This is a genomic window from Marinibacterium sp. SX1 (assembly GCF_050389775.1).
Classification (GTDB): Bacteria; Pseudomonadota; Alphaproteobacteria; order Rhodobacterales; family Rhodobacteraceae; genus Marinibacterium.
This window is the reverse complement of the sequence record NZ_CP177144.1, coordinates 3,455,036-3,476,929: the sequence shown is the minus strand read 5'-3', so window position 1 is coordinate 3,476,929 and position 21,894 is coordinate 3,455,036. Positions and strand designations below refer to the sequence as shown.

21 protein-coding genes are annotated in these 21,894 nt (G+C 66.9%); 7 read left to right on the top strand and 14 right to left on the bottom strand.

The window, feature by feature from the left end:
• Positions 1 to 27: 27 nt before the first annotated feature.
• The 9 genes from ACK3BB_RS15725 to ACK3BB_RS15685 all read right to left on the bottom strand — a co-directional run bounded on the left by ACK3BB_RS15725 (position 28) and on the right by ACK3BB_RS15685 (position 9,696).
• Positions 28 to 729 carry an ABC transporter ATP-binding protein gene (locus ACK3BB_RS15725; RefSeq protein ID WP_428925584.1) on the bottom strand — a complete coding sequence of 234 codons (702 nt, stop codon included), beginning with the start codon at positions 727 to 729 and terminating at the stop codon, positions 28 to 30.
• Complete coding sequence (locus ACK3BB_RS15720; RefSeq protein ID WP_428925583.1) at positions 723 to 1,469, bottom strand: ABC transporter ATP-binding protein; 747 nt, start codon at positions 1,467 to 1,469, stop codon at positions 723 to 725. The genes ACK3BB_RS15725 and ACK3BB_RS15720 overlap by 7 nt, the downstream gene beginning before the upstream one ends.
• Complete coding sequence (locus tag ACK3BB_RS15715; protein ID WP_428925582.1) at positions 1,466 to 2,587, bottom strand: branched-chain amino acid ABC transporter permease; 1,122 nt, start codon at positions 2,585 to 2,587, stop codon at positions 1,466 to 1,468. The genes ACK3BB_RS15720 and ACK3BB_RS15715 overlap by 4 nt, the downstream gene beginning before the upstream one ends.
• Positions 2,587 to 3,507, bottom strand: coding sequence for a branched-chain amino acid ABC transporter permease (locus ACK3BB_RS15710; RefSeq protein ID WP_428925581.1), 921 nt, complete (start codon positions 3,505 to 3,507; stop codon positions 2,587 to 2,589). Before ACK3BB_RS15710 ends, ACK3BB_RS15715 begins: the two co-directional genes overlap by 1 nt.
• A gap of 90 nt (positions 3,508 to 3,597) precedes the next feature.
• The gene (locus tag ACK3BB_RS15705; RefSeq protein WP_428925580.1) at positions 3,598 to 4,791 is read right to left on the bottom strand and encodes an ABC transporter substrate-binding protein; all 1,194 of its coding nucleotides are present in this window, start codon (positions 4,789 to 4,791) and stop codon (positions 3,598 to 3,600) included.
• Positions 4,792 to 5,446: 655 nt separating this feature from the next.
• A complete protein-coding gene (gene ugpC / locus ACK3BB_RS15700; RefSeq protein WP_428925579.1) occupies positions 5,447 to 6,505 on the bottom strand; it encodes a sn-glycerol-3-phosphate ABC transporter ATP-binding protein UgpC in 1,059 nt (352 codons plus the stop codon).
• An 11-nt stretch (positions 6,506 to 6,516) separates the two neighbouring features.
• Positions 6,517 to 7,416 (bottom strand): ABC transporter permease subunit, encoded by a 900-nt coding sequence (locus ACK3BB_RS15695; protein WP_428925578.1) that lies wholly within the window; start codon positions 7,414 to 7,416, stop codon positions 6,517 to 6,519.
• 8 nt (positions 7,417 to 7,424) lie between these two features.
• Positions 7,425 to 8,306: an ABC transporter permease subunit gene (locus tag ACK3BB_RS15690; protein WP_428925577.1), complete on the bottom strand. Its 882-nt coding sequence runs from the start codon at positions 8,304 to 8,306 to the stop codon at positions 7,425 to 7,427.
• Positions 8,307 to 8,388: 82 nt separating this feature from the next.
• On the bottom strand, positions 8,389 to 9,696 hold the full coding sequence (locus ACK3BB_RS15685) for an extracellular solute-binding protein (RefSeq protein ID WP_428925576.1): 1,308 nt from the start codon (positions 9,694 to 9,696) through the stop codon (positions 8,389 to 8,391).
• 273 nt (positions 9,697 to 9,969) lie between these two features.
• Here ACK3BB_RS15685 and ACK3BB_RS15680 point away from each other — a divergent pair, with 273 nt between their 5' ends.
• From ACK3BB_RS15680 to ACK3BB_RS15670, 3 genes are all read left to right on the top strand, one after another.
• Positions 9,970 to 11,394 (top strand): NAD(P)/FAD-dependent oxidoreductase, encoded by a 1,425-nt coding sequence (locus ACK3BB_RS15680; protein WP_428925575.1) that lies wholly within the window; start codon positions 9,970 to 9,972, stop codon positions 11,392 to 11,394.
• A gap of 531 nt (positions 11,395 to 11,925) precedes the next feature.
• Positions 11,926 to 13,257 carry a trigger factor gene (gene tig / locus ACK3BB_RS15675; RefSeq protein WP_428925574.1) on the top strand — a complete coding sequence of 444 codons (1,332 nt, stop codon included), beginning with the start codon at positions 11,926 to 11,928 and terminating at the stop codon, positions 13,255 to 13,257.
• A gap of 382 nt (positions 13,258 to 13,639) precedes the next feature.
• Positions 13,640 to 13,852, top strand: a complete 213-nt coding sequence (locus tag ACK3BB_RS15670; protein WP_428925573.1) for a hypothetical protein — start codon at positions 13,640 to 13,642, stop codon at positions 13,850 to 13,852.
• A gap of 244 nt (positions 13,853 to 14,096) precedes the next feature.
• Here the strand turns inward: ACK3BB_RS15670 and ACK3BB_RS15665 are convergent, their stop codons facing one another.
• The 4 genes from ACK3BB_RS15665 to rpsF all read right to left on the bottom strand — a co-directional run bounded on the left by ACK3BB_RS15665 (position 14,097) and on the right by rpsF (position 16,198).
• Complete coding sequence (locus ACK3BB_RS15665; protein WP_428925572.1) at positions 14,097 to 14,588, bottom strand: transglycosylase SLT domain-containing protein; 492 nt, start codon at positions 14,586 to 14,588, stop codon at positions 14,097 to 14,099.
• Between the two features lie 362 nt (positions 14,589 to 14,950).
• Entirely contained in the window at positions 14,951 to 15,580 is a 630-nt protein-coding gene (rplI, locus tag ACK3BB_RS15660; RefSeq protein ID WP_428925571.1) for a 50S ribosomal protein L9, read from the bottom strand.
• A gap of 11 nt (positions 15,581 to 15,591) precedes the next feature.
• A complete protein-coding gene (gene rpsR / locus ACK3BB_RS15655) occupies positions 15,592 to 15,819 on the bottom strand; it encodes a 30S ribosomal protein S18 (protein ID WP_005852865.1) in 228 nt (75 codons plus the stop codon).
• 25 nt (positions 15,820 to 15,844) lie between these two features.
• Complete coding sequence (gene rpsF, locus ACK3BB_RS15650) at positions 15,845 to 16,198, bottom strand: 30S ribosomal protein S6 (RefSeq protein ID WP_428925570.1); 354 nt, start codon at positions 16,196 to 16,198, stop codon at positions 15,845 to 15,847.
• A 323-nt stretch (positions 16,199 to 16,521) separates the two neighbouring features.
• Here rpsF and ACK3BB_RS15645 point away from each other — a divergent pair, with 323 nt between their 5' ends.
• Complete coding sequence (locus ACK3BB_RS15645; protein WP_428925569.1) at positions 16,522 to 17,049, top strand: hypothetical protein; 528 nt, start codon at positions 16,522 to 16,524, stop codon at positions 17,047 to 17,049.
• 225 nt (positions 17,050 to 17,274) lie between these two features.
• The gene (locus ACK3BB_RS15640) at positions 17,275 to 17,850 is read left to right on the top strand and encodes a YceI family protein (protein ID WP_428925568.1); all 576 of its coding nucleotides are present in this window, start codon (positions 17,275 to 17,277) and stop codon (positions 17,848 to 17,850) included.
• Between the two features lie 473 nt (positions 17,851 to 18,323).
• On the opposite strand, the gene ACK3BB_RS15635 is transcribed toward ACK3BB_RS15640, so the two are convergent.
• The gene (locus ACK3BB_RS15635; protein ID WP_428925567.1) at positions 18,324 to 19,553 is read right to left on the bottom strand and encodes a cytochrome b/b6 domain-containing protein; all 1,230 of its coding nucleotides are present in this window, start codon (positions 19,551 to 19,553) and stop codon (positions 18,324 to 18,326) included.
• A 179-nt stretch (positions 19,554 to 19,732) separates the two neighbouring features.
• Here ACK3BB_RS15635 and fabD point away from each other — a divergent pair, with 179 nt between their 5' ends.
• Entirely contained in the window at positions 19,733 to 20,698 is a 966-nt protein-coding gene (gene fabD, locus ACK3BB_RS15630; protein WP_428925566.1) for an ACP S-malonyltransferase, read from the top strand.
• A 73-nt stretch (positions 20,699 to 20,771) separates the two neighbouring features.
• Complete coding sequence (gene fabG, locus ACK3BB_RS15625) at positions 20,772 to 21,509, top strand: 3-oxoacyl-[acyl-carrier-protein] reductase (RefSeq protein ID WP_428925565.1); 738 nt, start codon at positions 20,772 to 20,774, stop codon at positions 21,507 to 21,509.
• Positions 21,510 to 21,894 lie beyond the last annotated feature (385 nt).

The following is a 21,894-nucleotide window of genomic DNA, read 5'->3' as shown; positions in this document are numbered from 1 at the left end:
GCCCCCTCACACCCCCAATCGGCCCCCTCACACCCCCAGCAGCCCGTCGCGCAGCCCGTCATCGGCCAGCAGCTCGGCGCTGCTGCCCTGCCAGGCGACCTGGCCGCGACGCACGATGTAATGGCGATCGGCCAGGCGCAGCAGGTCCGACAGGTTCTTGTCCACCACCAGGATCGACAGCCCCTCGTCGCGGATCGCCCCCAGCGCGGCCCAGATCTTCTGGCGGATCAACGGGGCCAGCCCCTCGGTCGCCTCGTCCAGGATCAGCAGGCGGGGATTGGTCATCAGCGCCCGGCCGATGGCCAGCATCTGCTGCTCGCCGCCCGACAGCAGGCTGCCCATCGATCCGGCCCGGTCGGCCAACTCGGGAAACAGCGCCATCACCCGGTCGACGGTCCAGGGATCGGCCCGGCCCAGGTGGTTCGAGGCCGTGGCCACCAGGTTTTCCATCAGCGTCAGGTTGGGAAAGATCTGCCGGCCCTCGGGCACCAGCCCCAGGCCGAGGTTGGCGATGCGAAAGGACGGCTGGCCGATCAGTTCCTGCCCGTCCAGCGTGATCGACCCGCCCGTCGCCGCCACGATGCCCATCAGCGCATGGATCGTCGTGGTCTTGCCCATGCCGTTGCGGCCCAGCAGCGTCACGACCTGGCCCGGGGCGATGTCCAGCGACATGCCGAACAGGGCCTGCGACGGGCCGTAATGGGCGGTCACCCCGCGCAGGCTCAGCATGCGTCCTCTCCCAGGTAGGCCTCGCGCACGCGGGCATTGCCGCGGATCTCTTCGGGCGTGCCGGTGGCGATGACATGGCCGTAGACCAGTACCGAGATCCGGTCGGCCAGGGCAAAGACCGCATCCATGTCATGTTCGATCAGCAGGATGGCCTGCCGGCCCTTGATCCCGCGCAGCAGCTCGACCATGGCGGCGGCCTCCTCGGTGCCCAGCCCGGCCATCGGCTCGTCGAGCAGCATCAGGCGGGCTTCGGCGGCGAGGGCAATGGCGATTTCCAGGCTGCGGTGTTCGCCATGCGACAGCGCCGAGGTCGGCATGTCGGCCCTGGCCCCCAGCCCGACCCGCTCCAGCAGGGCCCGGGCCGGATCGCGCAGGGCGGGGATCGACCGGGCCGGGCGCAGGAAGCGGAACGAACTGCCCTGGCGGGCCTGCACGGCCAGGGCGACGTTGTCGAGCACCGACATGTCCATGACCAACGAGGTCACCTGGAAGGACCGGGCCATGCCCAGCCGCGACCGGCGATGGGCGGGCAGGCGGGTGATGTCGCGGCCGGCGAAGGTGATCGTGCCGGCATCGGGATATTGCAGCCCGCTCAGCTGCGAAACCAGCGTGGTCTTGCCCGCCCCGTTGGGCCCGATCACGGCATGCAGCTCGCCCTCGGCCACGGCCAGGGTCAGATCGTCGGTGGCCCGGATGCCGCCGAAACTCTTGTGCAGGCCGCGGATGTCGAGAAGGCTCATCGCCCGTCCTCCGCGTCAGTGCCGCGGGTGCCATCGGTCCGGGCGGCGGGGCCATTCGCATGCCCGTCGCCTTGTCCGTCCCCCGAAGTGTCGTTTTGCCGGTCGCCGCGCCTGTCTTCTTGTCCGTCGTCCCGACCGTTGCCCGGGTTGTCCGCCGCGCCGTCATCCCGCCCACCGATCCGGCCGAGCAGACCCAGCAGCCCGCCCCGGGCAAAGAGCACCACGCCGATCAGCAGCAGGCCGAAGGGCAGGTGCCAATGCACGGTCAGCGACGACAGCACCTCTTCGAGCACGATAAAGGCCGTGGCCCCCAGAACCGGCCCCAGCGCCGTGCCGGCTCCGCCCAGGATGACCATGAACATCAGCTCGCCCGACCGGGTCCAATCCATCATGTCCGGCGAGATGAACGTCGTGAAATTGCCCAGCAGCGCGCCGGCATACCCACAGATCGCGCCCGAGATGACATAGGCCGTCAGCCGGTAGGCATAGGTGTCGAAGCCCAGCGTGCGCAGGCGCTCGTCGTTGCCCCGGGCACCTTGCAGCACCATGCCAAAGCGCGACCGGGTGATCAGCCGGACCAGCCCCATGACCAGCAGCAGCGAGACATAGGCCAGCCCGTAAAGCTGCAGCGGATCGTCGAGATCGAGCCCGGGCAGCTGGCTGCGCGTGTCGATGACCAGCCCGTCGTCGCCGCCATAGGCCTCGACCGACACGATGAGGTAATAGACCATCTGGCCAAAGGCCATGGTGATCATGATGAAATGCACCCCCCGCGTGCGCAGGCAGATCAGCCCGGTCAGCAGGGCAAAGAGGGACGTCACGCCCATGGCCAGCGGGATCTGGGCCAGGCCCGACACGGCCCAGTCGCCGGTCGCGTCATAGAGCCAGTGATGGGCCGGGATGCCCACGGCATAGGCCCCCAGCCCGACAAAGGCCGCATGGCCGAAGGAGATCATGCCGCCGTACCCCAGGATCAGGTTCAGCGACACGGCGGCCATGGCCAGGATGACCAGCCGCGTGGCCAGGTCCAGGTAAAACGCCTGGCCGGTCAGGTGAAAGACCGGCGGCAGCACGGCCAGTGCGGCCAGAACCGCGATTGTCAGGATGCGCCGGCCCATCAGCGCATCCGCGGCGGAAACAGCCCGGCCGGCCGAAAGGCCAGCACGGCGGCCTTGATGATGTAGATCAGCATGGCCGAGATCGCCGGGGCCGAGGTTTCGGCGGCTTCGGCCGACATGACCAGCTTGAAGAGGTCATCGAGGAAGGACCGGCCCAGCGTGTCGATCAGCCCGATCATCAGCGCGGCGATGAAGGCGCCTTTCATCGAGCCGATGCCGCCCACGATGATCACGACAAAGGCCGTGATGATCACCGAATTGCCCATGCCGATCGAGGCTTCGGTGATCGGCGCGATCAGCATGCCGGCCAGCCCGGCCAGCACGGCGCCCAGGGCGAAGACCAGCGAGAACAGCATCTGGATGTCGATACCCAGGGCCGCGACCATGGTGCGGTTCGAGGCTCCGGCCCGGATCAGCATGCCCAGCCGGGTCCGGTTGACCAGCCAGAACAGCCCCGCCGCGGCGGCCAGCCCGGCGCCGATGATCAGCAGGCGAAAACTGGGCAGGGTCAGCGCGCCCAGGCGGACCTGGCCCTGCAGCCAGCCGGGCAGTGGCACGGCAATGCCCGCCGGGCCCCAGATCATCTGGGCCAGGGTGTCGATGACCAGGATCAGCCCGAAGGTGGCCAGGACCTGGTCGAGATGGTCGCGGTCATAGAGCGGCCGGGCGACCAGCCGTTCGACCAGCAGCCCGATCACCGCCGTGACCGGCAGGGCCAGCAGCACGCCCAGCAGGAAATGCCCGGTCCACAAAGTCAGCGAGGCGCAGATGAAGGCGCCCAGCATGTAGAGCGAGGCATGGGCCAGGTTGACGAAATCGAGGATGCCGAAGACCAGCGTCAGCCCCGAGGCCACGAGGAACAGCAGCAGGCCCAGCTGAAGCCCGTTGAGAAGCTGGATGAAAAAGAGGGTCGGGTCCAAGGGATCAGGCTCTCGGTGGCAGGGCGCGGCCGGGCGGAACGCCGGGGCCGGCCGCGCCTGTCATGTGTCATTGGGGGCGACGCCGGGGCGTCACTTCATCTTGCACTCGGCCGCATAGGGGTCGACGGCGTCTTCGTAGACGGTTTCGACGACCTGCGTGGTCCAGGTGCCGTCCTCGTCGATGACCACTTCGCGCAGGTAGAAGTTCTGCACGGGCATGTGGTTGGTGCCAAAGGCGAAATTGCCCCGGACGGAGTCGAAATCGGCGGCTTCGAGCGCGGCGCGGATGCCGTCCTTGTTGTCCATGTCGCCGCCCACGGCCTCGACGGCCGAGGCGATCAGCATGATGGCATCATAGGCCTGGGCGCCGTAATAAGACGGGTAGCCGCCGTACTTTGCCTTGTAATCGCTGACGAATTTCGCGTTGGCCGGGTTTTCCAGCGAGGGATCCCATTGCAGGGTCGACCGGCTGCCCAGCACGGCCTGGAAATCGGCTTCCTGCAGCTTGGGCAGCGACAGGGCGTCGACGGTGAAGACCGAGTAGAGCGGCAGCTCGTCCTTCAGCCCGGCCTGGTCGTATTGGCGGATAAAGGCCCCGCCGGCGGCACCGGGATAGAAGACAAAGAGCCCGTCGGCCCCGCTGGCCCGGGCCTTGGCCAGTTCGGCCGAGAAGTCCAGCTGGGCATCGGCGCCCCACTTGGTCAGGTCCTTGCCGACGATCTCGCCTTCGAAGGTGCGTTCGATGCCCGAGACCATGTTCTTGCCGGCGGCATAATTGGGCGCCATGACATAAAGTGAGCTGACGCCCTGGCGGTTGAGCACCTCGCCCATGGCCATCGGCACCTGGTCGTTCTGCCAGGAGGTCGAGAAGAAATTCTCGTCGCAGAGCTTGCCCGCGATCTGGCTGGGCCCGGCATTGGCCGAGACCAGGAACTTGTCGGCGTCCAGCACGGTCTTGCGCGAGGCCAGCAGGACGTGGCTCCAGATGTAGCCGGCGACGAAATCGACATCGTCCTGCTTGACCAGCTTGTCGGTGACCTGCTTGCCGGTCTCGGGGGCAAAGCCGTCATCGCCGAAGATGATCTCCAGCGTGCTGTCCCCGGCCTTGCCGCCGAGATGGTCCATGGCCAGGTCGACGGCGTTCTTCATGTCGTTGCCGATGACGGCGGCGCCGGTGGTCAGCGTGGTGACAAAGCCGATGCGGACGTCATCGGCCCGGGCCGGGGCCGTGACGGCGGTCGTTGCGGCGCTGGCAAGCAGCGCCATGGCGGCGATCTTGTTCATCTGTCCTCCCAAGGATGCCCTCTGCGGGTCTGGTATTTGGCATTTATTGTGAGGGTTTTGGGCGGATGCGCAACGAAAAATCGGGCGGGTGACCCGGGGGGATGGGGGCGCGGGGCGGTGGCGGATGGGGGCGGTGCGGTTGCCGGTGCGCGGCGAGGGCCGATGGATGGCGCGCTGCGATAGCCGGAGGCAAGTGCGTGGTGGTGGCCGATGGCTGGTGCGTTGCCCGAAGCTGGTGAGTGACGTGCGGTGGGATCGCTGGTGAGCGGCGTGTGGTGCGACGGTCGGTGATCGGCGTGAAGGCCGAAATGCTGGGTACGGAGCGGTGGTTGGCGCTATGGCGCGTGACAGACGGGGGCGACCAATGGGTGGCGCAGGGCGGGCCCGGTCACATCGGGTGCGCGGTGTGTTGGCCCAGGAGAGGTGATGGTGCCGTGAGCGCAGGGCGATGAGGGATGGGGGACGCGTGGTGCAGGGGATGTCGCACGGTGGCCCGTGCCGCGCGCGGCGGGTGTTGGGTGCAAGCACCCAACCTACGGCGGGGGCGCAACCGCCGCAGGCGCCCCGTGGGGCGCCTGCGGCCGGGCCCAACGCCCGGGGCGGCGCGGCTGTGCCGCGCGGGGCCGGGGGGCGGGAGGGCCCGGCCGGGCGCCGGTCAGAGGCGGCGACCGCTGTCGGGGGCGAAGAGGTGCAGGTTGGCCGGGGCCACGCGCAGGAACAGCCGGCCTTCACCCAGCTCGGCGGTATTGTGCACGTTGACCACGAAGGGATGGGAATGGACCTTGCCGTGCAGCAGCCGGTGCGCGCCCAGCTCCTCGACCAGCTCCAGGTCGAAGGGCAGGGCCGCGCCGTCCTGGGCGGCGACCAGGTCGACATCCTCGGGCCGCACGCCCAGCGACACCGCGCCGCGGTAATCGCGCGACGGGCCCACGGGCAGCGCGGCCCCGGCCAGGTGCACGGACCCGTTGCCGCTGTAATCGGCCGGCACCAGGTTCATCGGCGGGGCGCCCATGAAACTGGCCACGAAGGCCGAGGCCGGCTGGCGGTAGATCTCGCCCGGCGTGCCGATCTGTTCGATCCGCCCGCCGTTCAGCACGACGATCCGGTCGGCCATGGTCATGGCCTCGACCTGGTCATGGGTCACGTACATGGCCGTCACGCCGATCCGCCGCTGCAACGCGCGGATCTCGACGCGCATCTGGTTCCTGAGCTTGGCATCGAGGTTCGACAGCGGCTCGTCGAAGAGGAACAGGGCCGGCTCGCGCACGATGGCCCGGCCCATGGCCACCCGCTGGCGCTGGCCGCCCGACAGCTGCGAGGGCTTGCGGTCGAGGTAATCCGACAGGTTCAGCATCTCGGCCGCGGCGCGCACCTTGGCGTCGATCTCGGATTTCGCCGTGCCCCGGTTCTTCAGCCCGTAGGCCATGTTCTTGTAGACCGTCATGTGCGGGTAGAGCGCATAGTTCTGGAACACCATGGCGATGTCGCGCTCGGCCGGATCCAGGTCGTTGACCTCGCGGTTGCCGATGGTCACGGACCCGCCGGTGATGTCTTCCAGCCCGGCGACCATGCGCAGCAGGGTGGACTTGCCGCAGCCCGAGGGGCCGACCAGCACGATCAGCTCGCCATCGGCAATGTCGAAGCTGGTGGGATGCACCGCCAGGGTGCCGTTGGGATAGGTCTTGGTGACTTCTTGCAGACGCACGTTGCCCATGGTCCGTTCTCCTATTTGTCGCTTTCGGTGAGGCCCTTGACGAACCAGCCCTGGAAAAAGACCACGACCAGGACGGGCGGCAGCACCGCCAGGATGGCCAGCAGGTTCGACCGGCCGAATTCGGGGATGTGATTGCCTTCCAGGCCCTGGGTGATCTGCTTGATGCCCTGGACGAGCGTGAACTTGCCCTCGTCGGTGACGATCATCGTCGGCCACAGGTACTGGTTCCAGCCGGTGACGAACATGATGATGAAGATCGCGGCGATCATGGTCTGGGACAGGGGCACGAGGATGTCGATGAAGAACTTCATCGGCCCGGCCCCGTCGATCCGCGCGGCCTCGACCAGTTCCTCGGGCACCGACATGAAGAACTGGCGGAAAAAGAACGTCGCCGTGGCCGAGGCGATCAGCGGCACGATCAGCCCGGTATAGCTGTTCAGCAGGCCCATCTTCTGGGTGACCTCGTAGGACGGCAGGATGCGCACTTCGAGGGGCAGCAGCAGGGTGGTGAAGATCAGCCAGAAGGCCAGGGTGGCAAAGCGCAGGCGGAAATAGACGATGGCATAGGCGGCCATCATCGACACGATGATCTTGCCGATGGCAAAGCCCAGGCCCAGGATCAGCGAGTTGCGGAACATCGACAGGCCGGTGTTGTCGCCGGAAAACGACATCGACTCGAACAGCGCCTTTTTCAGGTTGGGCCAGAACTGGTCGCCGATCTCCAGGGACGGGCCGGTGCGCATGATATCGGCATCGGGGATCGTGCTCATCTGGATCAGCATCAGCAGCGGGGCCATCATGACGAAGGCGCCGATGATCAGCACGACATGATCGCCCAGGGTCTCCCAGCGGAAGCGCTGGCGCCGGGGGGCGGGGATCGATGCGGCGGGGGTATGCGTGGTGTCAGCCATGTCGCGCCTCAGGTGTAATGGATCCGGCGTTCCACCATGCGGAACTGGAAGATGGTCAGGGCCAGCACCAGCACCATCAGGACAACCGATTGCGCCGAAGAGCCGCCCAGGTCCTGACCGCGGAAGCCGTCCAGGTAGACCTTGTAGACCAGGGTCACCGGGTTATCGCCGGGGTTGTTGCGCAGGATGGTGTCGATCGTGCCGAAGGTGTCGAACAGCGAATAGGTGATGTTGATGATCAGCAGGAAGAAGCCCGTGGGTGCCAGCAACGGAAAGGTCACCGTCCAGAACCGGCTGAAGCCCGAGCGGTTGTCGATCAGCGCGGCCTCGCGCACGGCCCGGGGGATCGATTGCAGGCCCGAGAGGAAGAAGATGAAATTGACCGGGATCTGTTTCCAGACCGAGGCGATGACCAGCGCGATGGCCGTGTCGTAGTAGTCCAGCCGCACGCGGAAATCCCAGCCGAAGAGGGCAAAGAACTCGGTCAGCGGGCCCCAGCGCTGGTTGAACATGATCAGCGTGATGAACCCGGCGACGGGCGGGGCCACGGCATAGACCCACATCAGCAGCGTGCGATAGGTCTTGGCCCCGCGGATCACCTTGTCGGCCTTGACGGCCAGCAGCAGGGCCAGCGACAGGGAAAAGAAAGTGACCAGCACCGAGAAGACAACCGTGAACCAGGCGATCGAATGGTATTCGCCGCTGCGGAACAGCCGGGTGTAATTGTCCCATCCCACGAAGGTCGATCCAAAGCCGAAGGGATCCTGCAGGTAGAAGGACGATTTCAGGGCCTGCCAGGCGGGCCAGTAGAAGAACAGGCAGATGATAGCCAGCTGCGGGATCAGCAGCAGGACGGGCAGCCAGGGATTGGTGAATCCAGCGCGTTTCAAGATGGGGCCCCGAATATGGTCTGGTAGGAACGGAAACTGGCGGCCACGGATGCGGCCGCCAGCGGGATCGGATGAACCGGGATCAGTTCACGGTCTGGGCGAAGCGGGCCAGCAGCTCGTTGCCTTCGGCTTCGATCGTGGCCAGGGCGTCCTCGATCGTGGTCTCGCCGTTCAGGAAACGGGCGATCTCGCGGTTTTCGATGTCGCGGATCTGGACGTAGAAGCCCATGCGGTAGCCGTGGGTGTTGTCACCGGCCGGCAGCGACAGCTGCAGGATGCCGGTTTCGGCGGCCGGGAAACGCTCGTAATGGCCGTCGGCCTTGGCCATTTCATAGGCGGCCGTGGTGATCGGCACATAGCCGGTTTCACGGTGCCACATGTACTGGACTTCCGGCGAGGTCAGGAATTCGAAGAAGGCGGCAGTGGCCATGTTCTCTTCGTCGGGCTGACCGGCCATCGCGAACAGCGACGCGCCGCCGATGAACGACTGGCTGCCGCCCGGGTTGATCGAGTCCCAGTAGGGCAGGAAGCTGGCCGACCATTCGAAGGGCAGGTCCATGGCGGTCAGGCCGCCAAAGTCACCCGACGAGCCGATGTACATCGCGGCCTGCTGGTCGAGGAAGACAGCCTTGTTGTCGTCCCAGCCGGTGCCGTAGAAGCCGAACAGGCCCTCGTCCAGCCATTCTTTCACCTTGGTGAAGTGCATGGCCATTTCCGGCGAGTTGATCAGGATCTCGGTGCCTTCGGCGCCCAGGTAGCCGTTGTCGTTGGTGGCAAACGGCAGGTCGTTGCGCGAATGGAAGTTCTCCACGAATTCCCAGGGCAGGTGCGTCTGGACCATCGGGATGTAGCCGGCTTCTTTCAGCGCGGGCGCGATGGCTTCGAATTCCTCGTAGGTCGCGGGGGCTTCGACGCCGGCTTTCGCCAGGGCATCGGTGTTGAAATACAGCACCGGCGAGGACGAGTTGAATGGCATGCCGATCATCTTGCCGTCGGCATCGGCGTAGAAGTAACGCACGCCCGAGATGTAATCTTCGATGTCGAAATCGGCACCGGCGTCGGTCAGCAGGTCCTGGACCGGAACGGTGGCGCCCTTGGCGCCGATCACGGTGGCGGCGCCGGCGTCGAAGACCTGCAGGATGTTGGGCTGTTCGCCGGCGCGGAAGGCGGCGATGCCGGCGGTCAGGGTCTCTTCGTAGCCGCCCTTGAACACCGGGGTGATCTTGTAGTCGGATTGCGACGCGTTGAACTGGGTCGCGATCTCGTTGACGACGTCGCCCAGGTGGCCGCCCATGGCATGCCACCAGGTGATTTCGGTCTGGGCGCTTGCGCTGCCGGCAAGGCCCGCGACGGCCACGGCGGCAGCCACGGCTTTCGAGGTAAAGGTCATAAGACAACTCCAGGTGTTTTCACGGGACCTCGTTGTCGGTCCCTTGACGCGGCCTCGTAGGGGCGTTGGGAAACGGATGCGTGACGCTTTGATGAAGCTAAGATGACAGGCGCCGTTCGCCGGGCGGGACGCCACGTCCGGTGGGGGCCTGTGCCTGTTTCGGGGCCGGCGCCTGTGGATAAGGGCGCGGCGGACCGGGCGCGGGCTGGTACTTGGCCCGGCGCTGGCCCATGAAGGGCCGCAACGGAAGTAAGTCGGAAGGGCAGGACGACAATGTCTGACATCAACGCAGGGACGGGCGCCACAGGCGAGGGCACGGGGAACACCGCCGACACAGACGCGGGCCGGGATATGGGCAGCGCCATGGGGCAGGACACGGGCAGCGCCTTGAGGGAAGACGCCGGCCGGCCCACGGGCCGTGCCACGGGCCAGGACGCCGGCCAGGACACGGGCGGCACCACGGAACATGACACGGGACATGACGGGGGCCGGGACGCGGGCAGCGCCATGCCCGGGGATACCGACAGCGCCACGGCCCGGGACACCGCTCGGGACGCGGGGGATGCCGACATCCTGGTGATCGGCGGCGGCATGGCCGGGGCCTCGGTCGCGGCGATGCTGGCCGGTTCGGCCCGGGTCATCCTTCTCGAAGCCGAAAGCCAGCCGGGCTATCACACCACCGGCCGGTCCGCCGCGATGTACGAACCGACCTATGGCCCAAGGGCCATGCGCGCGCTGACCCGGGCGGGGCTCGATTTCTTCACCAACCCGCCCGAGATCTTCGGCGAGGGACCGCTGATATCGCCCCGGGCCTCGCTCTTCGTGGCGCCCGAAGAGGAACGCGCACTGCTGGAAACCACCCGCGACGAGGTCGGGCGCGACCAGTTCGAAGACCTGGATGCCGAGGCGATCCGCCGGGCCGTGCCGGTGCTGAAGGCGGGCTATGCCGTCGACGGGGCGCTGAACCATGGCGGCTCGGATATCGACGTGGCGCGGATGCACCAGGGCTTCCTGCGCATGCTGCGGGCCGGCGGGGGCACGGTTGCGACCGATGCCCGGGTCGAGGCCCTGACCCGCGACGCCGATGGCCTGTGGGAGGCCCGCACGCGCAAGGGCAGCTGGCGCGCGCCGGTGGTGGTCAATGCCGCCGGGGCCTGGGCCGACCAGCTGGGCGAAATGGCCGGGGCCGAACCGATCGGGCTGGTGCCCAAGCGCCGCACGGCGTTGATCGTCGCCGCGCCCGAAGGCATGGACGTGCAGGCCTGGCCGCTGGTCGTGAACGCGGCCGAGACCTGGTACATGAAGCCCGATGCCGGCCGGTTGCTGATCTCGCCGGCCAACGAGGATCCCCAGATGCCCGCCGATGCCCAGCCCGACGAGCTGGACGTGGCGATCTGCATCGACCGGGTGATGACGGCCTGCGACCTGGATATCCGGCGTGTCGAAAGCCAATGGGCCGGTCTGCGCAGTTTTGTCGCGGACAAGGAACCGGTGGCCGGCTGGTCCGACGTGGTGCCGGGGTTCTACTGGCTGGCCGGGCAGGGCGGCTATGGCATCCAGTCCGCCCCCGCGCTGGCCCGCTTTGCCGCCGCCCAGCTCCTCGGCCGGCCGGTACCGGCCGACATCGCTGCCGAAGGGCTGGACGCCGCGCAGCTGGCGCCGGGCCGGCTGGCCGGGGCCGAGCGGTTCACCGGCTGATCCTTGGCGCTGGCAGGCGGCCGGGGCGGATGGTGCGCCGGCCGGTGGCGGGCAGGGGGCGCGATGTCCCCGCCGGCCATCTGCCGGGCCACGCGACGCAACGGGCGATCGCATGGCGGGACGCGCCGAGGCGTCGGCGACCGCCTGCCGTGTTGTGCGATGCGCGTCCTGGGCCGGAGAATGTGACCACCGGACGCCTGCCGGGCTCGTGATGTGACGGCCGGTCGCGGACAGGCCCGCGCAAGGAACCGACCGACTGCCCGTCCACGCGGGGCCGGGGGGAACGGCTGTCAGCCGATGGCCGGACCATGGCGTGGCGAGGGGTGTGAACGGCCCGCCTCAAGCGATTCGCAGCCTCGTCCGGGCCCCCCGGGCCCCCTTGTTTCCTTGAAGACCGGCGGTTTTCGCCGGCCAAACCCCCTCAATCGCCGTTAGCCGCTTGCACAGGTCCGGCCCGCCACATAGAAGGTGCCAAATTTTCGCGCGCCGCGTGGGGGCTCCCCGCGGGGTTGAGCCATGGGGAAAGACGATATGCAGGTTACCGAGACGCTGAACGAGGGTCTGAAACGCGGCTACGCCATCACGGTGTCCGCGGCCGAGCTGGAAGAAAAGGTCATGGAAAAGCTGACCGAAGCCCAGCCCGACATCGAGATGAAGGGCTTCCGCAAGGGCAAGGTGCCCCTGCCGCTGCTCAAGCGCCAGTTCGGCCAGCGTATCCTTGGCGAAGTCATGCAGGAAAGCATCGACGGCGCCATGAACAAGCATTTCGAGGACAGCGGCGACCGGCCGGCCCTGCAGCCCCAGGTCAAGATGACCAACGAGGACTGGAAAGAGGGTGACGACGTCGAGGTCGAAATGACCTACGAAGCCCTGCCGGCGATCCCCGAGGTCGACCTGTCGGTGATCTCGCTCGAGAAGATGGTGGTCAAGGCCGACGAGGCCTCGGTGACCGAAGCCCTGGAAAGCCTGGCCGAGAACGCCCAGGATTTCGAAGCCAAGGACGGCGCGGCCGAAGACGGCGACCAGGTGGTCTTTGACTTCGTGGGCAAGGTCGACGGCGAAGCCTTCGACGGCGGTTCGGCCGAAGATTACCCGCTGGTCCTGGGCTCGGGCAGCTTCATCCCCGGCTTCGAAGAGCAGCTGGTCGGCGTGAAGGGCGGCGAGGAAAAGGCCGTGACCGTGACCTTCCCCGAGGAATACGGCGCCGCTCACCTGGCCGGCAAGGAAGCGGTCTTTGACTGCACCGTGAAAGAGGTCAAGTCGCCCAAGGCGGCCGAGATCGACGACGAGCTGGCCAAGAAGTTCGGCGCCGAGGATCTCGAGGCCCTGAAAGGCCAGATCACCGAGCGCCTGGAAGCCGAATATGCCGGCGCGGCCCGGTCGGTCCTCAAGCGCAAGCTGCTGGACGCGCTGGACGGCGTGGTGTCCTTCGACCTGCCGCCGAGCCTGGTCGAGGCCGAGGCCAAGCAGATCGCGCACCAGCTGTGGCACGAGGAAAACCCCGACGTGCAGGGCCATGACCACGCCGAGATCGAGCCGACCGACGAGCACAACACCCTGGCCGAGCGCCGCGTGCGCCTGGGCCTACTGCTGGCCGAGCTGGGCCAGAAGGCCGAGGTCGAGGTTTCGGATGCCGAGATGACCCAGGCGATCATGGCGCAGGCGCGCCAGTACCCGGGCCAGGAACGCCAGTTCTTCGAGTTCGTCCAGCAGAACGCGCAGATGCAGCAGCAGCTGCGGGCGCCGATCTTCGAAGACAAGGTGGTTGACTACATCTTCGAACTGGCCCAGATCTCGGAAAAGGACGTGACCAAGGACGAGCTGAAAGAAGCCGTCGAGGCACTGGAGGAAGAAGACGCGTAAGCGCTTCTTCGCACCTGAGGGGACATCATGGTGAAAGGGCCGGCCGCTGCGCCGGCCCTTTTCCATTGGGGACATGGTTGGCCGTTGTCGGCAGGGGCGGTTTGGCCGGGGGTCGTGTCGGTCGGGTGGTCTGCGGAATGCCCGTTTTTTGGGCGCCGTTAACCATGGTCGAGGATTTCCGGGATTCACGAAGTATAAGGTCTTTTCATTTACGCTGCATCGCAGCATGAACGCATTGTCCGTCCGGCGCCGTAATTCAGGGGCGTCCGGGCGGGAGAAAGTCCTAACAGACCGTACGCAGGATCAACCGGACTTTTGGGGAGGAGCCAGATGGTTTCGCCATGGCGAAGCCTTGTCGAGCGGTAGCCCAAAGGAGATACGAATGATCGCTCTTGTATTCGTGACCTGCCTGCAGACCAGCCCCACGGTCTGCGAGGAACGCAGCCTGCTGTTCAGCGAACAGATGACGCCGATGGCCTGTCTGATGAACGCCCAGCCCCACCTGGCCGAATGGACGGCCACCCATCCCGACTGGCGGATCAGCAGCTATCGCTGCGGCACGCCGGAACAATTCCGGCGCCACAAGACCGTCTGACCGCCGCTCTGCCCGGTCGGGGAGCCGGGCAGGCGCGCGCGCTGTGGAGGATGCGGCTCTTGGCATGGGGCGATGGTGGCGCCCACGAGACAGGCGGGGACGCCCCCGTCCGACAACACCCGCCGCCTTGTGCCCTCGGGACTTGGCCCCAGTACGAATCGCCGGGACCCCAAAGGAAAAGGCGGGGAAATCCCCGCCCTACATCCGCCACTGCCTGATGTTGCCCGTGCCCGAAAGCACCGGCTCAGCGCAGGCCGGTCTCTTCCAGCATGTCGAGGCGCTTGGCCTCGTAGTAATATCCCTTGGCGTACCAGCCCACCGCCTCCGACGGGTTGCCGTCGGACACCAGCCAGGCGCCGCGCAGGTACTTCACCGCGTATTCCAGGTTGGTATCGGCATCCAGCAGCCCCTCGGCATTGCCGCCATAGCCCATCCCCCGCGCGGTGGCCGGCAGGATCTGCATCAGCCCGTAATAGGGCCCGTTGCGCGCCCAGGGCCGGTGGGTGCTTTCGCGGATCACCACGCGGTGCACCAGGGACCGGGGCACCTCGTAGTGGTCGGCCCACTTGTTGATCTTTGCCCGAAGCTCCGGTGTCTCGTTGGGATAGAGCGGAGGTTCATTGGCGGCGAATTGCAGCTTGGCGGACGTGTCGTCCTGCTTGCTGCTCGTGCATCCTGCCGTCGCGAGCGTCGCGGCCATGACGGCAATGATCAGGGGGCGGATCAGATGGGTCATGCGGTCTAATAACCCGGTCCAAAACGATCTGCCTAGCCTTCAATTCCCTCCTGTCCACCCTCATCGGCAAGGATCTGCCCGCCGGCCCGCTTCTGCGGCACGATCCGGCCATTGCCGGGCTGCGGGCCTCGGCCCGGCCGGTTTGGCTTGAAACGGCCCGGAAAAGCGGGGCCGGAATGCGTCCCGGCCCATGTGGCAGACGGGGATTCGCGGCGTGTTCGGGCAGGGCATGTGGCCCGCGCGACCGCCCGGTGGGGCGGGCAAGCCCGCCCGGCGGGGCAATGCCGAAGGGCTGAGACAGGAAAGGGCCGCCCCGGTTTCCCGGCGCGGCCCCTGGTCCGTCAACAGTGATCCAAAGTGGATCAGGCGTTGTTCGTGTCGTCTTCCGAAGCTTCGGCGGCATCGGCCACCGGGCCCAGGTCGTCGTCGTCGGACGCGGCCGAACCGATGTCCTCGAACAGCTCGGCAATCTCGAATTCCGCAGCGGCTTCCTCTTCGGCGGCCAGCTCCTGGATCGACTTGCCCGACGCCTGCAGCTCGGCCTCTTCGGGCGAACGCGCGACGTTCAGCTTGATGATCACTTCGACCTCGGGGTGCAGCGTGACGTGCACGTCGTGCAGGCCCAGGTCCTTGATCGGCTTGGCGATCAGCACCTGCTTGCGGTCGATCGAGAACCCGTCGGCCGTGGCCGCGTCGGCCGCGTCACGCGGCGTGACCGAACCGTAGAGCGAGCCGCCGTCGGAGGCCTGGCGAATCACGACGAACTGCTGGCCGTCCAGCTTTTCGCCAAGCGCTTCGGCTTCCTTGCGGGTTTCCAGGTTGCGTGCTTCCAGCTGGGCTTTCTGGTCTTCGAAGGCGGCGATATTGGCTTTCGAAGCGGTCAGCGCCTTTTTCTGGGGCAGCAGGTAGTTGCGGGCATAGCCCGGCTTGACGTCGACGACTTCGCCCATCTGGCCAAGCTTGGCGACCCGTTCGAGAAGGATGACTTGCATGTGCTTGCTCCTTACTTGACCGCGTAGGGCAGCAGGGCGAGGAAGCGGGCGCGCTTGATGGCGCGGGCCAGTTCACGCTGCTTCTTCGCCGAGACGGCGGTGATACGCGAGGGCACGATCTTGCCGCGCTCGGAGATGTAGCGCTGCAGCAGACGAGTGTCCTTGTAGTCGATTGCGGGTGCATTGTCGCCCGAGAAGGGGCAGACCTTGCGGCGGCGGAAAAACGGTTTTGCGGCCATGGTTTAGCTCCTGTTTCTCAAGCGATCAGCGGCGCTCGCGGCGGTTGTCCCGCTCGTCGCGCTTCTGCATCTGGATGGACGGGCCTTCGGCGTGTTCGTCGACCTTGATGGTCAGCACGCGCATGACGTCGTCATGCAGGCGCATCAGGCGTTCCATTTCCTGGATGGCCGGCGCCGGTGCATTGGTCTTGAGAAAGGCGTAGTGGCCCTTGCGGTTCTTGTTGATCTTGTAGGCCATCGTCTTCACGCCCCAGTATTCCTGGTCGACGATGTGGCCGCCGTTGTCGTTCAGAACGGCACCGAAATGTTCGATCAGCCCTTCGGCCTGCGCGTTGGACAGGTCCTGACGCGCGATGAAGACATGCTCGTAAAGCGGCATGTGCACTCCTGCTTCTATCTGGGCGCATTTCATAGGCGGGACGGTCGGGCCCCGCGGTCCCACCACGAGAGACTGCGCGTTTCATGCGTGATGCGGGGAGATGCCCCTATACACGGTTCTGTGCAGGGATCAAGCGCCATCGCCCCGGGCGGGTCTGTCGGGGCCGGGCCGCAACCGCCGGTGGCCGCGGGGCGGGCAGACGGGAGGGATGCCATTCCATTTTCCAATGCTTGCCCCAAAGTTGCCGTGAAATCCTGCAGGATCGCGGCATGGGGCGCGGTCTGGTTGTGCCTCGCACCATGACGTGCAGGAGCACATTAACGATGACATCCCTTGATCCGACCATGATTTCCGAGCCGGTCGTTCCCTCGCGGCCCCGGCGGAAGTCGACGCAACGCCCGGTCAGGCTGACCTTCGACACCCGGCGCAACGTCCAGCGGATCATCTTCCAGGTTGCCGGCACGCTGCTGGTCATCTGTTCGGCCGTGATGTGGATGCTGCCCGACCCGGCCGGCATGACCGACATGGCCCATCTGCGCATGATGAAGCTGGTGGCCTCGCTGTTCTTCCTGTTCTGCGGCGTGGCGCTGTTGATGCGCAACCACGACGAAACCAAGCCCGAGGTGCATTTCGATGCCCGCCGGCGCGAGCTGCGCATCACACAGCGCAACAACCAGGGCCGCAGCGAGACGATCCTCAGCCGGGGCTATGACACCTTTGGCGCGGTCTATATCTCGTCGGGGGCGATCGACCTGTGGGACACCGACGGCACGCCCTTCCTGACATTGCCCGTGCCCGATGCCGGCATGCGCGCCGAGCTGCGCGACCAGTTCGGCCCGCTCTGCGCCTAGGCCGCGATACACCCCCGTTTTCAGCCCGTTACCACTCCGGCGACGATCCGGCGCCGTCCTCTTGTTTCGGGGGCGGCGTCGGTCGTCCGGCGGATCCGTGCCCAAGCGGCAGGCAGGGCTGTTCGCCGTTTCACAGGTCCTGTGGGGAATTGTGCAGTTGCGGCACGACCCCGCCACAGCACATGACTGGCACGGATGTTTTTTCAGTCGACATGGAGACTTCACATGAAAACCCCCCTTCTGGCCGCCGGTTTCGCGGTCGCGGCAGCCACCGCAGCCTTTGCCGAGCCGGAGAAATACGTGCTCGACCCCAGCCACAGCCAGATCGTGTTTTCCTATAACCACCTCGGTTATTCGACCGGCTACGGCATGTTCTCGGGCTTCGAGGGCGAGATCATGTTCGACGCCGAAGAGCCGGCCAATTCGTCGGTCACCGTGTCGATGCCGGTGATGTCGATGCTGACCGGCTGGGAAGGCCGGTTCGACCATTTCATGTCGGATGACTTCTTCGGGGCCACCGAAGACGAGATGGTGACCTTCACCTCGACCTCGATCGAAGTGACCGGCGAGGATACCGCGCTGATCACCGGCGACCTGACGCTGAACGGCGTGACCAAGGAAGTCGTGCTGGACGCCAAGCTGAACCAGGCCGGCGACCACCCGATGGAAGGCAAGCCCTGGGCCGGTTTCTCGGCCACCACCACGCTGGTGCGCTCGGATTACAATGTCGGCGCCTTCGCGCCCTACGTCAGCGACGAAGTGGCTGTCGAGATCTCGCTCGAGGCGATGAAAGCCGAGTGATCCGCGCCGCCTTCGGGCGGATGACGGCAGAAAGCAAGACCGCCGGTCCCGTCATGGGGCCGGCGGTTTTTTAGTTATGGCGGGCGAGGTGCGGTGCCCGGACGCGGAGGGGCGCAATGCCCGGGATCGGGAGAATGTGGCGCCCGGGCGTGATGCGGGAGCGCGCGGCACCTGGCAGCTGGGGCATGGTGCCCGGGACCCGAGGGGCGCACCGCCCGGGTGCGGTGGGGGCGCGCCGCCCGGGTGCGGTGGGGGCGCACCGCCTGGGTGCGGTGGCAAGTGTATTGCGCCCGGGTACAGGCGGAGGGTGTATTGCGCTTGGATGCGGGCGGAGAGAGCGTTGCGCCCGGGTGCGGCGGAGCGCGTTGCGCTTGGGTGCCGGGGACCGTGCTGCCCGTGTGGCGCGGAAGTGCCCACCGCCCGGGGCGATCAGCGCCCGGGCCGGCCAAGGCACGGCCCGGGCGAAGGGCGGGTCAGCCGCCGGCGCCGCGCGTGGCGGTCAGGGCCACGTCGATGGTCACACCGAAGGCCAGTGTCTTTTCATCCTTCACGCCGCTGCCGATGCCGAAATCCATCCGGTCCACCTGCATCTGGCCGGCCATCCGCGCTGTGTCGCCGTCCAGTTCCAGCGTGAAGGGCAGCTCGGCCGCCACCGGCGTGTCGCGGATGGTCAGCGTGCCCGGCGCGACATAGCCGTCTTCGGTGCGCAGGATCTCGGCCACGAAACTGGCCGTGGGGAAGGCCTCGGCGTCGAAATACTCGCCGCCCATGGCCTGGCTGGTCACCGTGCCCAGGGTCAGCGAAGGGATGGCGACGGTCACCTCGACCGTGCCGGCCGACCCGGGCGTGTCGCGGGGCTCGAAGCTGATGGCGGCAGTCCAGTCGGCAAAGCTGCCCGTCACCTCGGAGCCCATCTGCTGCACGGTGATCTGCAGGCTGCCCTCGTCGACCGTCCAGTCCGAGGCGACCTCGGCCAGCGCGCCGCCGCCGGTGGCACCGCTGGCATGGCCATAGACCCCGGCATAGCCGCCCCCGACCAGCGCCAGCCCGGCCAGCACCAGCGCCAGGACCGGCGGCACCAGGCTGTGACCATGGGCCGGAACCGGCGTATCGGCGCCCCGACCGGTGACCATCCGGCGCAGGGTGGCGTCGCGATCGATCACATGATGTTTCACGGCCCCGGCCACATGTAACAGAACCGAGACCAGCAGGACCTTGGTCAGAACCTCGTGCACCCCGCCCGCGATCTCGGCCCAGGCCGCATCCTTGGGCACGAATGGAAGGGACTGCCCAAAGGGCCACCAGATGGGCGCATAGCCCGTCGTGGCGGCATGGTGAATCCAGCCCGACAGGGGCACCAGGACCAGGCTGCCATAGAGCAGCCAGTGCACCGTTTCGGCCAGCCCGGATTCCAGCTTGCGATCGGCGTTCAGCAGGCCGGGCCGGGGTTGGGTCAGGGCCCAGGCGATCCGCGCAAGGGCCACGAAGAACACGGAAACGCCCAATGTTTTATGCATCGAGAACAGGAAGACGGTGCGCAGGATCTGCGCTTCGGTGACCTGGACCTGGGGATCCAGGATCTGGTGCGACAGGTTGTTGGCGATCAGGCCGATGGGCCAGGCAGCCAGGATCAGCAGGGCGGTCAGCCAGTGGAAGGTACGGGCCACCGAGCCATAGCTGCTGGCGGTGTTAGCGGCGGGCATTGAAACTCCTTTCGGGGCGGGCGTTGCGGGCCATGGGCCATTCCCGACCTTTCCTATGCCGTTGCGTCATTTCCGCAAGCATCCTCCGCGCACATATGCCGTGCAAACTGGCCATGGGTTGTGTGACGCCCGATGGCGGTCTACATGACCGTCCAATCATCAGATGGGTTTGAGGGCAGATGACACTCGCATTCGTGTTCCCGGGGCAGGGGTCCCAGGTCGTCGGCATGGGCAAGGCCCTGGCCGAAAGCTATCCGGCCGCCAAGGCCGTGTTCGAAGAGGTCGACGAGGCCCTGGGCGAAAAGCTCAGCGCGTTGATCTGGGATGGCGATATCGAGACCCTGACGCTGACCGAGAACGCGCAACCGGCATTGATGGCCACGTCGATGGCCGCGCTGCGGGCGCTGGAAAGCGAAGGTGTCGATGTCGGCCGGGCGGCGTTCGTGGCCGGCCATTCGCTGGGCGAATATTCGGCGCTGGCCGCGTCGGGCCTGTTCAGCGTGGCCGATACCGCGCGCCTGCTGCGCACCCGGGGCGAGGCCATGCAATCGGCCGTGCCGGTGGGCCAGGGCGCCATGGCCGCCGTGCTGGGGCTGGGCTTCGAGGCCGTCGAAGAGGTGGCCGCGCTGGCCGCCCAGGGCGAGGTCTGTGCCGCGGCCAATGACAACGATCCCAGCCAGGTTGTCGTGTCGGGCCATCGTGCCGCCGTCGAGCGCGCTGCCGAGATCGCCAAGGAAAAGGGCGCCAAGCGCGTCGTGATGCTGCCGGTCAGCGCGCCGTTCCATTGCGCGCTGATGGAACCGGCCGCCCATGCCATGGCCCAGGCCCTGTCGTCCGTTCAGCACGGCACCCTGCGCGTGCCGCTGATCGCCAATGTCGAGGCGCGCCCGGTCACCGATCCGGCAACGATCTGCTCGCTGCTGGTCGACCAGGTCACCGGCAACGTGCGCTGGCGCGAAAGCGTGGAATACATGGTCGCCCATGGCGTGACCGAGCTGTGGGAACTGGGCGCCGGCAAGGCGCTTTGTGGCATGGCCCGGCGCATCGACCGGTCGCTCGGCTCGCGTGCCATCGGCACGCCCGAGGATGTCGTGGCCGCCGTTGCCGCGCTGGCCGAAACCCGTTCGGCAGAAGCCGTATCTTGAAAGCCTGGCCCGGCCCGGGGCAGCTCGTGACGAGCGGCCCGGGCATACCAAGGGCCGAAGGGGAGAAATTTCCATGTTCGATCTGACGGGCAAGAGCGCCCTGATCACCGGTGCGTCCGGTGGAATTGGCGGGGCCATCGCACGGGCCCTGCATGGCGCGGGTGCCAACGTGGGCCTGTCGGGCACGCGGACCGAGCCGCTCGAGGCGCTGGCCGCCGAGCTGGGCGACCGGGCCTTCGTGCTGCCCTGCAACCTGGGCGACGACGCCGCCATCGCGGCGCTGCCGAAACAGGCCGCCGAGGCGATGGGCGCTGTCGACATCCTGGTCAACAATGCCGGCATCACCCGCGACAACCTCTTCATGCGCATGTCCGACGAAGACTGGGACACCGTGCTGGACGTCAACCTGACGGCCACGTTCAAGCTGTGCCGCGGCGTGCTGCGCGGCATGATGAAGGCCCGCTGGGGCCGCATCGTCAACATCTCGTCGGTCGTGGGCGCCACGGGCAACCCCGGCCAGGGCAATTACTGCGCGGCCAAGGCCGGCATGGTCGGCATGTCCAAGGCGCTGGCCTACGAGGTCGCCTCGCGCGGGATCACGGTCAACGCCGTGGCGCCGGGCTTCATCGAGACGGCGATGACCGAAAAGCTGAACGACGACCAGCGCGCCGGCATCCTGGGCAACGTGCCCGCCGGCCGGATGGGCTCGCCCGAGGAAATCGCCGCCGGCGTGCTCTATCTCGCCAGCGCCGAGGCCGGCTATGTCACCGGCTCGACGCTGCATGTGAACGGCGGCCTGGCCATGGTCTGACGGACCGGCCGGCCCCACTCGGGGCCGGTGATTCCCGTCTTTGCTACATCACAGCGCCTCTGCCCGACGGGCGGGGGCGTTCAGGACGGCGAAAACCCATCGCGATGGCCGCCTTTTCCTGCTGTTTTCCAAGGATCACGCCGATTTCGGGGCGGGATGACACCAACCCCGATTCCCCATGCCCGGCAGGGCGCGGGCTGGCGCGCGTGGTATGCCAAGGGGTTCCCATCGCGGCATTGCCGCCGGGATTGGGCGCAAAATATGGCATGTGCCTGCAGGCCATGACGTGGTGAAAGCGTGGTTGCATAAACGTTTGCCTTCCCCATTTGGTATGCTATAGGCCACGCACATTTGGCCACGGCGGACGATGCGTCCGGTGTGGTTG

Coding starts and splice junctions, on each gene's coding strand:
- ACK3BB_RS15725 (WP_428925584.1), bottom strand. CDS start 729: ATGCTGAGCCTGCGCGGGGTGACCGCCCATTACGGCCCGTCGCAGGCC.
- ACK3BB_RS15720 (WP_428925583.1), bottom strand. CDS start 1,469: ATGAGCCTTCTCGACATCCGCGGCCTGCACAAGAGTTTCGGCGGCATC.
- ACK3BB_RS15715 (WP_428925582.1), bottom strand. CDS start 2,587: ATGGGCCGGCGCATCCTGACAATCGCGGTTCTGGCCGCACTGGCCGTG.
- ACK3BB_RS15705 (WP_428925580.1), bottom strand. CDS start 4,791: ATGAACAAGATCGCCGCCATGGCGCTGCTTGCCAGCGCCGCAACGACC.
- ugpC (WP_428925579.1), bottom strand. CDS start 6,505: ATGGGCAACGTGCGTCTGCAAGAAGTCACCAAGACCTATCCCAACGGC.
- ACK3BB_RS15695 (WP_428925578.1), bottom strand. CDS start 7,416: ATGGCTGACACCACGCATACCCCCGCCGCATCGATCCCCGCCCCCCGG.
- ACK3BB_RS15685 (WP_428925576.1), bottom strand. CDS start 9,696: ATGACCTTTACCTCGAAAGCCGTGGCTGCCGCCGTGGCCGTCGCGGGC.
- ACK3BB_RS15680 (WP_428925575.1), top strand. CDS start 9,970: ATGTCTGACATCAACGCAGGGACGGGCGCCACAGGCGAGGGCACGGGG.
- tig (WP_428925574.1), top strand. CDS start 11,926: ATGCAGGTTACCGAGACGCTGAACGAGGGTCTGAAACGCGGCTACGCC.
- ACK3BB_RS15670 (WP_428925573.1), top strand. CDS start 13,640: ATGATCGCTCTTGTATTCGTGACCTGCCTGCAGACCAGCCCCACGGTC.
- ACK3BB_RS15665 (WP_428925572.1), bottom strand. CDS start 14,588: ATGACCCATCTGATCCGCCCCCTGATCATTGCCGTCATGGCCGCGACG.
- rplI (WP_428925571.1), bottom strand. CDS start 15,580: ATGCAAGTCATCCTTCTCGAACGGGTCGCCAAGCTTGGCCAGATGGGC.
- rpsR (WP_005852865.1), bottom strand. CDS start 15,819: ATGGCCGCAAAACCGTTTTTCCGCCGCCGCAAGGTCTGCCCCTTCTCG.
- rpsF (WP_428925570.1), bottom strand. CDS start 16,198: ATGCCGCTTTACGAGCATGTCTTCATCGCGCGTCAGGACCTGTCCAAC.
- ACK3BB_RS15645 (WP_428925569.1), top strand. CDS start 16,522: ATGACATCCCTTGATCCGACCATGATTTCCGAGCCGGTCGTTCCCTCG.
- ACK3BB_RS15640 (WP_428925568.1), top strand. CDS start 17,275: ATGAAAACCCCCCTTCTGGCCGCCGGTTTCGCGGTCGCGGCAGCCACC.
- ACK3BB_RS15635 (WP_428925567.1), bottom strand. CDS start 19,553: ATGCCCGCCGCTAACACCGCCAGCAGCTATGGCTCGGTGGCCCGTACC.
- fabD (WP_428925566.1), top strand. CDS start 19,733: ATGACACTCGCATTCGTGTTCCCGGGGCAGGGGTCCCAGGTCGTCGGC.
- fabG (WP_428925565.1), top strand. CDS start 20,772: ATGTTCGATCTGACGGGCAAGAGCGCCCTGATCACCGGTGCGTCCGGT.